Annotated in this window: 12 protein-coding genes; 8 read left to right on the top strand and 4 right to left on the bottom strand. The window is 47.6% G+C overall.

Going from position 1 to position 14,972, the window contains the following annotated elements; genetic code table 11:
* Nucleotides 1-48 precede the first annotated feature (48 nt).
* The 6 genes from BMY75_RS01840 (at nt 49) to BMY75_RS01815 (ending at nt 10,138) form a co-directional block, all read left to right on the top strand.
* Nucleotides 49-270, top strand: a complete 222-nt coding sequence (locus BMY75_RS01840; RefSeq protein WP_074828857.1) for a hypothetical protein — start codon at nt 49-51, stop codon at nt 268-270.
* 86 nt (nt 271-356) lie between these two features.
* Complete coding sequence (locus tag BMY75_RS01835) at nt 357-3,701, top strand: PD-(D/E)XK nuclease family protein (RefSeq protein ID WP_074828851.1); 3,345 nt, start codon at nt 357-359, stop codon at nt 3,699-3,701.
* Nucleotides 3,698-7,393, top strand: a complete 3,696-nt coding sequence (locus BMY75_RS01830; protein ID WP_074828848.1) for a UvrD-helicase domain-containing protein — start codon at nt 3,698-3,700, stop codon at nt 7,391-7,393. Before BMY75_RS01835 ends, BMY75_RS01830 begins: the two co-directional genes overlap by 4 nt.
* Before the next feature lie 201 nt (nt 7,394-7,594).
* Nucleotides 7,595-8,629, top strand: a complete 1,035-nt coding sequence (locus BMY75_RS01825) for a GGDEF domain-containing protein (RefSeq protein WP_242940142.1) — start codon at nt 7,595-7,597, stop codon at nt 8,627-8,629.
* Between the two features lie 101 nt (nt 8,630-8,730).
* Nucleotides 8,731-9,390 (top strand): orotate phosphoribosyltransferase, encoded by a 660-nt coding sequence (pyrE, locus tag BMY75_RS01820; RefSeq protein WP_074828844.1) that lies wholly within the window; start codon nt 8,731-8,733, stop codon nt 9,388-9,390.
* Nucleotide 9,391: 1 nt separating this feature from the next.
* A complete protein-coding gene (locus BMY75_RS01815) occupies nt 9,392-10,138 on the top strand; it encodes a DUF4261 domain-containing protein (protein WP_074828842.1) in 747 nt (248 codons plus the stop codon).
* 281 nt (nt 10,139-10,419) lie between these two features.
* Here the strand turns inward: BMY75_RS01815 and BMY75_RS17835 are convergent, their stop codons facing one another.
* Nucleotides 10,420-10,572: a hypothetical protein gene (locus BMY75_RS17835; RefSeq protein WP_170844230.1), complete on the bottom strand. Its 153-nt coding sequence runs from the start codon at nt 10,570-10,572 to the stop codon at nt 10,420-10,422.
* 76 nt (nt 10,573-10,648) lie between these two features.
* Nucleotides 10,649-11,230, bottom strand: coding sequence for a M15 family metallopeptidase (locus tag BMY75_RS01810; RefSeq protein ID WP_074828837.1), 582 nt, complete (start codon nt 11,228-11,230; stop codon nt 10,649-10,651).
* A 101-nt stretch (nt 11,231-11,331) separates the two neighbouring features.
* Here BMY75_RS01810 and spoIIP point away from each other — a divergent pair, with 101 nt between their 5' ends.
* On the top strand, nt 11,332-12,462 hold the full coding sequence (spoIIP, locus tag BMY75_RS01805) for a stage II sporulation protein P (protein ID WP_074828834.1): 1,131 nt from the start codon (nt 11,332-11,334) through the stop codon (nt 12,460-12,462).
* A gap of 22 nt (nt 12,463-12,484) precedes the next feature.
* On the opposite strand, the gene BMY75_RS01800 is transcribed toward spoIIP, so the two are convergent.
* Both BMY75_RS01800 and BMY75_RS01795 read right to left on the bottom strand, forming a co-directional pair.
* Nucleotides 12,485-13,027: a hypothetical protein gene (locus BMY75_RS01800; RefSeq protein WP_074828831.1), complete on the bottom strand. Its 543-nt coding sequence runs from the start codon at nt 13,025-13,027 to the stop codon at nt 12,485-12,487.
* Between the two features lie 60 nt (nt 13,028-13,087).
* Nucleotides 13,088-13,693: a hypothetical protein gene (locus BMY75_RS01795; RefSeq protein WP_074828828.1), complete on the bottom strand. Its 606-nt coding sequence runs from the start codon at nt 13,691-13,693 to the stop codon at nt 13,088-13,090.
* A 189-nt stretch (nt 13,694-13,882) separates the two neighbouring features.
* Here BMY75_RS01795 and BMY75_RS01790 point away from each other — a divergent pair, with 189 nt between their 5' ends.
* Nucleotides 13,883-14,728, top strand: coding sequence for a helix-turn-helix domain-containing protein (locus tag BMY75_RS01790; RefSeq protein ID WP_074828824.1), 846 nt, complete (start codon nt 13,883-13,885; stop codon nt 14,726-14,728).
* The last annotated feature ends 244 nt before the right edge of the window (nt 14,729-14,972 follow it).

The raw sequence follows: 14,972 nt of genomic DNA, 5'->3' as shown, positions 1-14,972 counted from the left end.
TTATTCCTCCCATGATAAGTGTGAAAGCTTATTTTGGGAGGAATTTTTATGTCAACAGGAAACAGGATTTATATCGCGGCGGTGTCAGCCTTTATTTTCGCTTTCGGAAACGGCAGATTTTTCGGCGGACTTGAGAATGCGTTTTTCCCGGCGCAGGCTGTCTGCTTCGAGGAAGAGACCCAAAGCGGCGAGCTGACTGTGATAAAAGGCGAGGGGAAGATCGAGATATCTTTCAGGATAGCGGAGATCATTCGTGAAATTTTAGAATAGTACGATAATTTGTACTATTGCGATTTGACAAAAATCCCCCGCAGTGGTATACTGTTAATAACTATATCCTACGGGGAGGAATAATTATGACCGAGATCATCACGGGCGGTGTGCGCAGCAGCCGCGAAAGCCTTTTTATAGAGCGTATATGCGCAGCCGCGGCGGCTGGCGAAAAGGTGCTTGTCATCGTGCCCGACCAGTTCTCCTTTGAGTATGACAAGACCCTTTACGAAGCTCTCGGGGCGAGTCTTTTCAACAGCATCGAGACCACGGGTTTTCAGCACCTTGCTGAGGATATATCTGCCCGCTATGGCAGCAAGGCGAAGGACAGCGCCAACGCAAATGCCCAGATGATACTCATGTTCCAGTCGGTTAAAAAAGCAGTTAAGGACGGCGTTATCAGGTTTTACAAGAACAGCACTGCCAAGGCTTCATTTATCGGAGAGCTGACCGAGCTTCTGCCACGCCTGCGCCAGAGCGGTGTTACGCCCCAGGCTTTGCAGGCAGCTTCCGCAAAACTGGAGGGCTCTATTTCAATGAAGCTTTCTGACCTCGGGGCGATATTTGAAAACTATATGCAGGAGCTTGAAAGAGCGAACATGAAAGATCAGCTTTCGCTGATGGAGGAAGCCGCTGAGCTTTCACGAAGCTGTGATGTTTTCGACGGTAAGAGCATATTCGTTTCGGCTTTCACGGATTTTTCCTACGATGAAAAACGTATGCTGGAGCAGTGCATCATCAAGGGCAAATCCCTGACGGTATCTCTGCTGATTGACGATGATTTTGTGTCCCGATGCCGAACTCACCCCTTTGATGTTACGGTGTCCGTAAGACAGGCGCTGAGGAATATGACACGAAGTCACAACAAACAGCTGACGGAGACTTCCGCTGTCGATATTTCAGGCGACCACCCCGATATCCTACAGCTTGCAGAGCATCTTTTCGACTACAACAGAACTCCCTACAAGGCATCGGGTGACTGCGTAAAAGTACTGGCGGCGGACGATGTTTACGAGGAGGCAGATTACATCTGCGCTGAGATATGCAGGCTGGTGCGTGAGGAAAACTATACTTTTAACGATATCGCTGTGACCGTCCGCGACCTTGAAAGCTTCGGCGCAGTTATATCAGGCGCTATGGAGAGGTACGATATCCCATTCTTCCTCGATAAGCGTGACAGCATCGATGCTTCGGCGATAGTGCATTACCTTAATACCATTTTCAAGACCGTTCTCACCCGAAAATTCAAAACGGACAATATCATCAAGCTGATAAAATCCCCGCTGTACGGTCTGCTGAATTACGAGATTAGCGACCTTGAGGATTACTGCGTGCGCTGGGGCGTTGACGGCGATATGTGGACTGAGGATTTCGCAGCCGCCCCCGACAGCGGTGTTGACCTCGGGCGTATCAACGAGCTTAGAAGACAGGTCATTGAGCCTCTTGTGAGGTTCAAAGAGGTCTGTGCCGGTGCTACTGCGGCGCAGATATCAAGGGCATTTTATGAACTGCTGGATGCTCTCGACCTTTCAAGGCAGACTTACTCTCTGGTTAAGCGTGTAAGCACCTCGGACAACGACACCGAAACAGAAATGTCAAGAGGTCTGAAACAGCTGTGGACAATGAGCCTTTCGGCAGTTCGGTCGATCTATGAACTTCTTGGTGATGAAAAGATAAGCCTGCGCAGTTACTATGACCTTTACAGCCTTATGCTATCCCAGATGAAAGTCTCGGAGCCACCCCAGAAGCTTGACTGTGTTCGTGTGGTCGATGCTTCACACTCCAGATTCAGCGGAGTTAAGGCGTTGTTTGCGGCGGAAGTAAATGACGGTATTTTCCCTGCCTCGGTTAAAAGCAGGGGACTTCTCAGCGAGCACGAAAAGGAACTTCTGAAACTGGAAGAGGATATCGACATAGCAGACAATTCCCTGAACAGCCTAAGGCGTGAAAGGCTTGCGGCTTATACTGCACTCTGCACCCCCTCGGACAGGCTTTATGTGCTGTATTCACGCTCCGACCTGCTTGGCAGTGAAAAACGTCCCTCGGTACTGGTGAAAGAAGTCCGCGAGATACTTGGGCTTTCGGAAGAGAACATAAATCAGCTCCCTCCCGACTTTTTCTGCACTTCCTACAAAACAGCTTACACCGTGTACATAGAGCATTCCCGCGATAACAGCGCATCCGTCAGCAGTATCCGTGATTCGCTGATGGGCTCGGCTTACTATTACGACAAGCTTAGGACTCTCACCGAAGCCTGCAAGGAAAAGCCTTTCAAGCTTTCGGAAGAAAGAGCAAAGGAAGTCTTTTTCGCGGCGGAAACGGCGGAAGTTTCCCCCACAAAGCTGGATAACTATTTCAAGTGTCCGTTCATGTATTTCTGCAATTACGGACTTCGTTTGTCGAGCTCCCAGAAGATGGATATGGACGGTCTCAACAAAGGTCTGATGATACATGAGGTGCTTGAAAAAGCCATAGGTTCGGAGGAGCGAACTCCTGCGGAGAACCGTGAGCATTTCCTTGAAATGACCGAAGAGCAGATAACCGATCTGATAGAGGAGCGGTTCACCGAGTACTATAAAAATGTTTTCTGCGGAGATTTCGGCAAGAGCAAGACCTTCCTCTACCGATTTGAAGCCATGAAACAGCAGGCGTTCAACATCGTGAAATATGTTCAGCGCGAGCTCTCAAACGGCGGATTTGCCCCCGCTGTCACCGAATACAAGCTGACTAAGGATAACGGCGCTGACCACCTTGATCTTACGCTGAAAGACGGCAGACACATCGTGCTGATAGGCACCATCGACCGTGCGGATATCTACGAGGACGAAGAGGGAAGGAAATTCGTGCGCATAATCGACTACAAATTCCGCAAACAGGCGGCTTTTGACCTTGGTGAGCTTTTCTGTGGGCTGAATCTTCAAATGCTGATATATCTGTCGGTACTGCTTGAAACGGGCAATCCCGTCAACCCCGATATGGAGCTTGAACAGGCGGGAGTTTTCTACCTGAAACTTATCGGCGACAATCAGAAGCTTTCCGAGGACTGCGAGCTTTCGGAAGACGTACTCTACAGCGCCGCCTGCGAATCTGCAATTGATGCTTTTTCGCGTAAGGGCAAGATATCCGATGCGGGGGCTGTGAATGAGAAGCTGGATTCCACCATCGGCAAAACAGCACTCAACAATTACACCATGAGCGATGCCATGTTCACCGCTATGAGAATATTCGCGAAACGCAAAGTTATTGAGTATGGCGACCGTCTGCTTGACGGCGATATCGATGCCGACCCGCTGGAGAATATCTGCTCCTACTGCCGATTCAGCGGTATATGCGGCAGAGCGTTCCCCGACGAGCCCAGAAAGGGAAGCAAAGAGCAGATGAATGAGGCACTGGAAGAGATAATTCAGGAAAATGGGGAGGGAGAAGAATGAGTGTCAGCTGGACAGCCGATCAGCAGAAAGCCATAGATTCATACGGCAGAGGTGTCACCGTTTCGGCGGCGGCGGGCAGTGGTAAGACCGCGGTGCTTATCGAAAGGATAATCCGCCTGTTGTCGGACAAGGAGAAGAATATCCCCGCGGACAGGCTTCTCGCCGTGACATTTACTATAGATGCCGCCGCGCAGATGCGTGACAAGCTGAATGCGGCTTTTGAGAAAAAACTCCGTGAAGACCCCGAAAATGTCTGGGTGCTTCGTCAGCAGGACTTAGTTCAGCTGGCAAGGATATCCACCATAGATTCTTTCTGCTTTGATATGGTAAAGGAGAACCTGAACAAGTTTGAGTTTACAGGCAATCTGAAAATTCTCGGTGAAGCGGAGTGCGAGATGATCTTCGATACTGCCTTTGAACAGGCGACGGAAGAACTCTGCACCGAGAATATTGATGAATACAAATTTCTTGATAACTTTTTCTTCGCGGACAATGGCGAGCTGAAACAGGTGGTGAAAGAGCTTTACAGCCATCTGCGCTCCATATGCCACACGGAAAAGTGGATACGCGAGACCGCGGAAAACTGTGTAAGTGACGAGTTTTTTGAGATGCTCTACGAGGATGCATTTTCTCGCTTTGATGCAAAACTTGCTGAGGCTGAACGCCTTGTTGATGATGCGCGTTACTGCTTCAATTACACAATCTCTGCTGGCGGTGATGAATTCCGTTTCAAAGATCATGTTAAGACAGCCGAGGAAAACATGGCTATCTGTGAGGCGGTTATCAGCAGTTATCAGCTTGCCGCCGCCCACCGCGACAGCGCGGCTTTCGGGAAAATTACCGCCGAGAAATTCAAGGCCATGCGCCTTTCTGGCAAGCCACCCGAGGACATCAAGGCTATCTTTAACGATGTCAAAGAGCGCTTCAAGCAGGATATCAACGGAGTTGGTACACTCCTTTACGGTGCATCCCGCGGGCTGGCACTTTCTGCTGAACACCTGCGTGAAAATCTTGCGCTGGCTCAGAAGCTTTTCCTTGCCATTTGCAGGCTTGAAAAGCGCGTTGAGGAAGTCAGCTTCGATATCAAGCTCGAAAAGAACGCCGTTGATTTCGGTGACATCGAGCTTATGACTAAAAATCTTCTGGTGCGTGAGACCGACGATGGCTTTGAGCGCACCGAGCTTGCCGAGGAGATACGCTCGGGCGGATTTTACAAGCTCATCGTCATTGACGAGTATCAGGATGTCAACGACATTCAGGAGATGATATTCAAGGCGGTTTCCGACACCGACGACCTTACCTACATGGGCAATAACACCTTCATCGTTGGCGACATGAAACAAGCGATATACGGCTTCCGCAAGACGAATCCCGAGCTTTTCAAAAGCTGTATCGACCTTGCACAGAAGTACGGCGATGAAAAACAGCTGGAGCACATCGGTCTTCAAAAGAATTTCCGAAGCAGGGGAGAAGTCATAGCGCTCTCGAATTTCATCTTTGAACGACTGATGAGCCGCGGCTGCGGTCAGGTGGATTATGACGGCAGTGAGCGCCTTGAAGCAGGGGCTGTCTACACCGAAAGGAGCTGTCCCGCCGAAGTCATGCTGGTGGACGCACCCGAGGAAAAGTCCGTTATTTCAAAGGAATTCCGATGCACTGCACAGCGCATCAGGGAGATGATAGACCGCGGCGAGCCTGTCTGCGACGGCGGCGTTGACCGTCCCTGCCGGCAGTCGGATTTCTGCATACTTGTGAACACCAATGACAACATCAGGCAGGTTACTCAGGCGCTTTCCGATGCGGGGCTCAGGGCTTTCTGCGAGGATACCGAGGGCTACATAAAATCCCGCGAGATATCCCTTGCCCTTGACTTACTGCGCACCGTTGACAACCCCATGAACGATATCTCCCTTGCGGCGGTGATGCTGTCCCCCGTGATGGGCTTCACACCCGATGAAATAGCCCTTATCAGGCAGAAATGCATAGCTGTCAACCGTAAAAAGCCCGACCATATCTACCAGATACTGGCTGGCGCTTCAAGGGAAGTCGGCACCGACGAGAAGTACGCAAAGTACGTTGATATGGGCAGTGCTGTGCTTCAGGAGAAATGCCGCTCCGCATTTGATATGATAGAATCCCTGCGCTACTGCTCCATGAGCATGAGCCTTGAAAAGCTGATAAGGCGTATCTTCGATGTTGCCGACCTTATGGGGCTTACTTCGCTGTACCTTGATTCTGCGAAAAAGCGCGCTAATCTTCGCCTGCTGATGCAGTATGCGGGGGACTACGAGCGCAGCGGAAACGAGGGCGTGACAGGCTTCCTGCGTTTCATAGATTCCGTATCAGGCAACGACAAGGCATTCAGGAATGCGGTATCCGTCACAGCTGGCGGCGATTCCGTCAACGTCAAGACCTACCACAAATCCAAGGGTCTTGAGTACCCATTTGTATTCCTCTGCACCCTTTCAAAACCCCTTGTCCGCGAGGATACCCGTGAGCTGATAAAGCTACACAAGACCATGGGCTGTGCTTTTGCACTGCGGGACAGGCGGCTGAACGTCAAGCGCGCAGACCTCTACTATGACTACCTTGCCGAAGTGCTGACCCGTGAACAGAAAAGCGAGAGGATGCGACTGTTCTACGTGGGATGCACCCGCGCAAAAGAGAAGCTGATACTCGTTCTTTCAAATGAAAAAACAGGTCATACCACCCGCGAGAAACTGCTGGAAAAATTGCGTGATGCTGTGAAAGCTTCGGCTCGATACGACCGTATACCCGCGGATATCACATCGGCGCAGGAAAGCGTTCTTTCATGGACGGTAATGTGCCTGGCAAAGCTTCCTGAGCGGTCGCAGCTTGAGGACTGGCTTGGTATGCCGTTGGATACGGTGGCAGTTTCCGAAAGTGCGGAGAATGTCAGCGTGTCCTATCATGTCTGTGAAGATATTGCCGAGGCAGAGACGTCCGACGAAGTGGAAAAGACTGTTCGTGCATCATCAGACCCCGCCATAGTCGCTAGGCTGAGAAAAATATTCGATCAGCAGACCGAGCGTCCCGAGACCCGACTGCCCGCAAAGCTGACGGTTACGGAGATAGTCGCCGCGGAAAAGGCGAAAGATCAGGGTGAGAAGAACACCGAATTCTTCCCGAACCTGCCACGTCTCAGCGACGAGCTTGACAAGCTCACGGCGGCGGAAAAGGGCACATTCACCCATAAATTCATGGAGCTTGCGGACTATGAAAATATGCGCAAAAGCGTAGATGCAGAGCTTGACAGGCTGGTGAACAGCGGTGGTCTTACGGCTAGAGAAGCTAAAGGAGTATACATCGACAAGCTGAAAGATTTTGCCAAAAGCGAACTGTTTGAGCGAATGATGTCATCTCCTGACCTGCGCCGCGAGCAGAAATTCTTAGCCAGCGTGAAAGACCTCGGTCTGACCGCTGAACTCAGTGAGTACACCACCGAAGATGGCTACATACAGGGCATCGCGGACTGCATATTCAAAGAATCCGACGGCTGGGTGCTTGTGGATTACAAGACCGACAACTTCAAGACTACAGAGGAAATGAAGCGCTATAAAACTCAGCTAATGCTATATAAAGCCGCCTTTGAGCTTATTCTGGGCGAAAAGGTCAAGAGCAGCTATATATATTCATTCAAGTTGGGTGAGGGCCTGGAGTTCACGCTTTAAGGTTCATTATTACGCGCTTATATAAGATCTTAGAGAAGCTTCCGAAAATGGGAGCTTCTTTTTGTTGTTAAAATTTATAAAAATATCCACAAACTATTGAATAAGTTAGTGATATGTGGTATAATAGTAAATAATTAATTTCATGCGCTATTCTTACTGCTAAATTCAACAATTGCTCTTTTTCAGCCAAGGAGTGTTTTTATGAATATGAATAGAACGATAAAAAATACGGTTCTGATAGAAAAACTCACCCTGTTTTTTGGCGGTTTTCTGCTGTTTACCGATGTCTTCTTCCTGCTTGTCGCCATATGCACCGATATGCCGCTGATGCGATATGTGGTATATGTCAAGCTTGTCATCAACACCACAAATATCTATCTTATCCTGAAGAAGCATTATCTTATATCAACGGTGATAATATGCACGGTGATCCTGGGATTTATGATAGTCGGGCTGGTATGCGTCGGCACCGAAGCGGCATTCCAGCTGTTTGCACTGGGAATGCTGGCGTGCATAAGCTACAGCGGTTATCTTCACAACAGGGTTCTTAAAAAGGAACTTCCTTTTGTACTTATGCTGGCAATCCATGTGGCTGTTTATACGGGAGGTTACATATATGCCCGTACCCACGAACCTCTTTACGATATCCCTAAACTTGCAGTGGATATACTTATAGCCTTTAACTCCGCGGCAACTTTCGGCATCGTGCTGATCTACATGGTGCTTTTCCACAATGTAGCTATCCAATCCGAGGAAAAGCTTGAACAGATGGCGCTGATAGACAATCTGACGGGACTTTACAACCGTCATTTCCTGCTTACTTCCATGGAACATATGGAGGTAGGTTCTCCCGAAGACCGCTGGCTGGCTATCCTTGATATCGATGATTTCAAAAAAGTCAACGACACCTACGGACACAATTGCGGTGACTATATCCTGAAACAGATATCGTATATCACAAAAAAGAACTGCAAGGATTGTATAGTATGCCGATGGGGCGGAGAGGAGTTTATAATACTCTCCACTATACATAATAATGAAAAAGAAATACTTGAAACATTGAGGACGAAGATATCTGAGGAAGAATTCAGTTTTGAAAACCACAAACTCCATGTTACAGTCACCATAGGTGCGACACATTATGAAAGCGGACTTTCAAATGACGGCTGGATATCAAATTCCGATGAAAAACTGTATTACGGCAAGACCCACGGCAAGGATCAGGTGGTTCTGTGACCCGTGACAAAAGCCGATTTGTTCATATAATCGCATTGACTAAATCGGTACTATATGGTATAATCATACTATCAAGTTAAAATCGGAAAGGATCGTATTTTATGACTTACAAAGAAGAATTTATCAAGTTCATGGTTGACAGCGGAGTGCTGACTTTCGGTGAGTTCACTCTGAAAAGCGGCAGAAAGGCTCCCTATTTCATCAACTGCGGCAACTATAAGACAGGCGCACAGCTGGCTAAGCTGGGCGAGTACTATGCCGAGTGCATAAAGGATAACGATATCCCCGTTGAGACACTTTTCGGACCTGCATACAAGGGTATCCCGCTGGCAGTTTCCGCTGTTGTGGCACTCAGCAATAAGTTCGGCTATGATGTTTCCTACTGTTTCGACAGAAAGGAAGCTAAGGATCACGGCGAGGGCGGTATGTTCGTTGGTAAGAAGCTGACCGACGGCGAAAAGGTGGTCATAATCGACGATGTTATGACTTCGGGCAAGGCGCTGGGCGAATCCATGCCCAAGCTGAAAAGTGCGGCTGACGTTAACGTAACAGGCATGGTCATCACTGTTGACCGTATGGAAAAAGCCCTTGATACCGACTTCTCTGCAGTACAGCAGGCGTATAAGGACTACGGTGTGAAGGTTTATTCCATCGTTAATATCAACGATATCATCAAGGCTATCGAGGACGGCGTAGTTGAAGGAAAGGAGTACCTCGATGCAATGCGCGCTTACCGTGCGCAGTATGGTGCGGAGTACTGATATGTTTGGAAACAGTAATTTTCTCGGTTTCGTGCTTCTGCGCGATGCCGAATGGGATCAGGAAGCTTTTTTCAGCAGACTGAAAGAGAAGTGGGATATCGAACCCAAGAATCTTGAAAATAAGGATGATGAAAAGATTTTCGTATTCAACGCAGGCGATTATCTTGTTTCTCTCGCGTATTACCCGACACCTGTACCCAACGGCGAAGCTGAACAGAATGCGGTGTTTAATTTCCTCTGGCCCGATGCACAGCAGGAGGTCGCAAAGCATACCGCTCAGATCGTTGTGAGCGTATGCAATGGCATGAGTGTCATGGAACGTGCGAAGACCTTTGTAAAAGTCTGCGATAGCTGTATCGATGACAATACCATAGGTATCTATACAAACGGCACGGTATATGCTCCCGCTTTCTATCGCCAGAATGCGGATATGTTAAAAGCTGATGCACTTCCTCTTCTTGACTTCGTATGGCTGGGTCTAGCCAACGATGATGGAAAACTCCGCGGATATACCATGGGTATGGAGAATTTCAAGAAGCTGGAGATGGAGTTCCTGAATTATAGCGGTTCGCCCCACGAATTCCTGAGCTTTATGCTGGCTATAGTCAGCTATATCGTTGAAGGCGATGTGATACTTGATGACGGCGAAACCATTGGTTTTTCAGAGGATCAGAAGTTTAAGATCACCCTTTCCGACGGCATCGAATTCAATGACAGGAAGACTCTGAAAATCGATTGCAAATTATGAAAATATCGCTTTTGAAACAGAATAGTTACATTTTGAAATCATTTGTAATATAAATGTAGCCATATGTAATAGCTTTGTTCTTGTAAAAATCGCTTGTTTGTTCTATAATATTCATTGTAGAACAAAGAAAGAAAAGAATGAACACTAAGAAATTACTCTTAGCTCGTTTCATCCTCTCCAAAATTTTTACACAAGCAGGAGGCAGTCAATAGACTGCCTTTTTGTTTTATACACGCAAAAAAAATCGGTCGGGATTGTTTCCCGACCGATATCTTTAGGCATCAGATGCCGCATTCTTCATAATCTTTCCACTTTTCGTAGTGCTCTTTTTCCTCGAAGTATCTGTATACGATATACGCTGTTGACCCAACTACCAGCAGCAGTGCACTCATCAAACACCAGAATGATTTTTTCTCGGAACGTTTCTTTTCCATTGTTTGCACATCCTCTCTCTGAGTTTTTATTATTATACTACATTCACAAAGCAAAGTCAAGTATTTCACATACTTTTCAGCATAAAGTATATTTATTTGAGTAAAAGTGCAAAAATTCCTCAAGGCAGATGCCGCTTTCGGTGATGATCTCGGCGGGTCTTCTGCCGACGTAGCGGTAATGCCACGGCTCAAAATCTATGCCCGTGATGTGCTCTTTCATTCGGGGATAGCGCAGTATAAAACCAAATTTGCTTGCTTTCCGCGAGAGCCATTTTCCCTCGGCGTTCTTGTGGAAATCAGGTTCGATATCATCAGCACCGGAAGTGCCCAAATCAGCCGCCAGACCTGTGCCGTGTTCACTGCACCCGGGCAGGGCAAGAGTTTTTCCTGTCTCCGCAACCGCTGATGCGTAATTCATCCCGCAGCCCATGTGTCGGTTTATTTCCTTTTCCCAGAGCATCTGCTGATAGTCATCGGAACGATATCCGGAGATGACTTCTATCCCGATGCCGTCGGACTTAGCTTCCTTCAGAAGCTTTTCAAGCGCAATTGCTGTCTTCTCCTCGAAAAGTTTTCCGCCTGCCTTCCGTAGTTTCAGGTTGTCAGCCCAGCCCGGGGGAATCGGTTCAAATTTGTTTACAAGTATCAGGTAGTCCATAAGCCCTCCCGTTTTGGTATAGTATATTCGGGGCGTGGGGGAAGTGTTACCGCATGGAATAAAACAGCCTGTCCCGAATATATATTTACCGAGGTGGTTTTATGGGACTTAAAACAGTTTGTACGAGGGCTTTGCTTTGTATATTCGCAGTGTTCGTTGTACCCATGTGCATTTTCCACGCTGCAAAACACTCCGATGGTATTACGGCGGTATGCGAGGGTGCTTCGAAGCTTCTCGTGATAGACCGAGGTAGTTACCAAAAAATACGAGGGAATACGCTCCCTGCGGGGGCAGATATTTCGTCACGAAGTTACTGGGACATTGCTCTTGCACAGACAGAACGTGAGCCCGAGCGGGTCAGTGCTGAGATACCCAGTCCTCTACCTGCGGAAGATGTAAGCGGCATGATACCATACCCCGAAGACCTCACCGACCATGACGGTGCAATACAAAAGTACACCTATCTGCGCAGTGATGAACCGCAGTTCTTCGATATACCCACAGGTGGTCAGGTGCGAAACTGCACCCTCTATGATAATGCTGAACTCCTTGAACTCAGCAGTGAGGGTCTGCCATTTGATACGGATTTTTCAGACGGCGAGCCTGTGGTGCTCATCTACCACACCCACGCCACAGAGAGTTTCGAGCTTACGGACAAGGATTGGTACGACAGCGATTTTTACGGTAAGACCACCCAGCGTGATAAGAATATTATCTCCGTTGGTGACAGGATATGCGAGCAGCTTGACGCGGCGGGTATACCCTATATCCATGACACTCTCGTCCACGATTACCCAAGCTATGACGACGCCTACTATTCCAGCCGCGAGGCGGTGCAGAAGATTCTGGCGGAGTATCCTTCGATAAAGGTGTGCCTTGATATCCACCGCGACGGAATCGAGCGCAGTGACGGCACACGCATCGCCCCCGTAGCCGAGATAGACGGCAGGGAAGCGGCGCAGATAATGATAATATCCTGTGCCGATGACGGCAGCGGGAATATCCCGAACTTCCGCGAGAATTTCAGGTTCGCCTGCGCTTTTCAGTCCGAAATAGAAAACCGCTTTCAGGGTCTGACCCGACCTGTGCTTTTCGACACAAGGTACTACAATCAAGACCTTTCAAGCGGTTCGCTGCTTATAGAAGTCGGCAGCCACGGCAACACACTGGCACAGGCGCAGTATTCGGGGGAGCTGCTTGGTAAAGCCCTGGCAGGGCTGTTTAATGGGTAGGATATGTTATCCGGTCACTCTTTCAATTCAAAATGAATTTAGGATCGCCCTTTTTTCTCAGGCTGAAACCTGTGACAAACACTTTATCATCCAGGATATACACTGTGCAGTAAGGTGAAGCCAGCACTTTTTCAGGAAATTTTTGCCCGACACTTATAGTACATTCCCGTTCGCCTTTGTCACGAAATCTGATATTCAGCAAGGTGTGATTGGGTTTGGAACTCATACTTCCGCTGCGAACATTAACGCGTATCCTGCGGTAAGATATCACTTCACCCTCTGTCTTTTTTCCGTTTTCAATGTTTTTTTTCACGCGCTTTATTCTGTATGTCATGCTAAGACCCATGAGATAAAACGGAACGGAAAAGCCTATGGGATAGTGCATGTTTTCACTGAGAGCTTTCCAGCCGTCTTTTTCAGTGCAGACAAATAAAACGGAGATCAATATGACGAACACCGTTGCAAAAAAGTATGCGCCTATCTCTGCAGCGTGACATCTGCGAAAGCTGAAATCATAGTCATCAAGCGGGTTATTTATGACGGTATATTTGGTGGGTCTTTTCATGGTGTTGCTCCTGTTTAAATGGCTGTTTTGTGTTTGGAAACTGCGTGCGGTGCTTATTAACTATCCATAAAGATATTCACCAAGATTATCTAAGACATCTTTTCTTGGTCCTGATGCAGTTGGCAATCCGAATTCACTTAATTTACTATCATTCTTCTCTCTATATTCTCTCCTCAAGGCTGAGCATTTTTCTGACTGTCTTTGTTCAAAAATATCAAAATAATTATAAAGTGTACCCTCATTTCGGATCAGATTTTCAGCGATCATTTCATCGACTTCCGGAACTTCATCAAAAGCAAAATCTTCATCCACTAACTGAAACGACTCATTATTCACCGAAACAAGAATGTAGCACTCATAAAACAGATACGCTTTTACTCTGTCAGAATCGTATATCAGCTCAAAATCAGAGCTTCTTATCTCTTCATCTCCTACTTCAAGGAGCAGTGAATCCCCGTCTTTTATAGAATACATTCTGCCTGTTATTTCAGATCTGCTTTTGATCTCAAAAACATCGCCGTTTTGGGTTGTGACCGTTCCCTCATCATAGAGTTTATTAGGGGAATAGCACCCCGCAAATGACAATGCTGCAATCAATACCAACGGTAAGAACAGCATTTTTTGCACGTATGGAAAATGGAGTTTGTTTTCATTTGATGTTATCATGGGGTTGTCTCCTTTTCGATTTGTTGTCATGTTTGATGTTTTTTCTGAATCATATTATAGCCCAAATCACGGCACAAGTCAACAAAAAATCCTAAAAAAGAAAATGCTCAAAAAGTCAAGACAAAACAAAAAATCTGTGTTATAATATGACCATAGTAACGTTACTGATATTTTTCGGGAGGTGTTCTTATGGCTGAGGATAATGAGAGATTTGAACACGGGTTCACTACTTTCGTCACAGCGCTGGATTATATCGAATCCCATCTGTGTGAGGATATCTCGCAGGAGGATATTGCGGCTGCCTGCTTTGTTTCCTTGTCTTCACTGCAAAAGGTCTGGAGGTACTGCACCCATTTCAGCCTGAAAGACTATATCTCAAAGCGCAGGCTTACCCTTGCAGGACGGCTTCTGCTGACCGAGGAAGTCTCTGTCCTTGAAGCCGCCATGAGATTCGGCTACAACTCCCATGAGGTATTCACCCGCGCTTTTACGAAAGTGTGGGGGATAGCACCCTCGAAGTTCAAAAAACAATGGAAAGGTGACTGCGGGCTTTATCCGCCCCTGAACCCCGAATATATTGAAAGGAATGAGCGTATGAGAGTTAAGAAATACGATATCAGTGAGTTCTACGATTATCTGAGGTCGCAGGTAGGGACTTATGTTCTCTGTTTTGACATTCAGAACCTTATGGTGATAAACGACACCCTGGGCAGAGAAGCGGGTGACAAAGCTATCCTTGAAGCTTTCCGCAGGATAAACGAAGCCGCCGATGAAAACATGATATGCCTGCGTCTGGGTGGCGATGAATTTGCCATGATAACGGAAAGCGATGATACCGAAAAAGTGACTGCCATCGCGGAAAATGTGCTTTCACAGAACGGCGGTAAAGTTCCCTACAGCGGCGGAGAAGTCAGCGTATCGGTGAGATGCGGGGCTATCAGGATAGGAGAGCACCTTAAATATTCGGTGCTGTGCAATGATTTCAATGCTGTTATGGAAAAGGCAAGGTTTTCGGGCAGGATAGAGTTTATGTAAAAACGGCAAACTAGAGGAGAACTGCCAAAGAGACAAAGCGCACGGTTTATGCGACTGCGTCGGCATATGCCTCGCGCTAGCAGGCTTGCGGGAGTTTGAGGGCAGAGCCCTCAACTCAAGGAACAAAAGCGACGCGGCAACAAAGCAATAAATAGCACAGCAAACGTCCGACCAAATGGCGCGGCAATATCAAAAATCCGAGCGTATGCGATCGTATGCATACGCTCGATTTTTTGTTATTGCC

Origin of the sequence: Hominimerdicola alba (genome assembly GCF_900109655.1) — a bacterium.
Lineage (GTDB): Bacteria > Bacillota > Clostridia > Oscillospirales > Ruminococcaceae > Hominimerdicola > Hominimerdicola alba_B.
This window is presented reverse-complemented; position numbering and strand designations above follow the sequence as displayed.

Bases quoted from the DNA above. Each gene is read 5' to 3' on its own strand.
- BMY75_RS01840 (WP_074828857.1), top strand. From the start codon at position 49: ATGTCAACAGGAAACAGGATTTATATCGCGGCGGTGTCAGCCTTTATT.
- BMY75_RS01835 (WP_074828851.1), top strand. From the start codon at position 357: ATGACCGAGATCATCACGGGCGGTGTGCGCAGCAGCCGCGAAAGCCTT.
- BMY75_RS01830 (WP_074828848.1), top strand. From the start codon at position 3,698: ATGAGTGTCAGCTGGACAGCCGATCAGCAGAAAGCCATAGATTCATAC.
- BMY75_RS01825 (WP_242940142.1), top strand. From the start codon at position 7,595: ATGAATATGAATAGAACGATAAAAAATACGGTTCTGATAGAAAAACTC.
- pyrE (WP_074828844.1), top strand. From the start codon at position 8,731: ATGACTTACAAAGAAGAATTTATCAAGTTCATGGTTGACAGCGGAGTG.
- BMY75_RS01815 (WP_074828842.1), top strand. From the start codon at position 9,392: ATGTTTGGAAACAGTAATTTTCTCGGTTTCGTGCTTCTGCGCGATGCC.
- BMY75_RS17835 (WP_170844230.1), bottom strand. From the start codon at position 10,572: ATGGAAAAGAAACGTTCCGAGAAAAAATCATTCTGGTGTTTGATGAGT.
- BMY75_RS01810 (WP_074828837.1), bottom strand. From the start codon at position 11,230: ATGGACTACCTGATACTTGTAAACAAATTTGAACCGATTCCCCCGGGC.
- spoIIP (WP_074828834.1), top strand. From the start codon at position 11,332: ATGGGACTTAAAACAGTTTGTACGAGGGCTTTGCTTTGTATATTCGCA.
- BMY75_RS01800 (WP_074828831.1), bottom strand. From the start codon at position 13,027: ATGAAAAGACCCACCAAATATACCGTCATAAATAACCCGCTTGATGAC.
- BMY75_RS01795 (WP_074828828.1), bottom strand. From the start codon at position 13,693: ATGATAACATCAAATGAAAACAAACTCCATTTTCCATACGTGCAAAAA.
- BMY75_RS01790 (WP_074828824.1), top strand. From the start codon at position 13,883: ATGGCTGAGGATAATGAGAGATTTGAACACGGGTTCACTACTTTCGTC.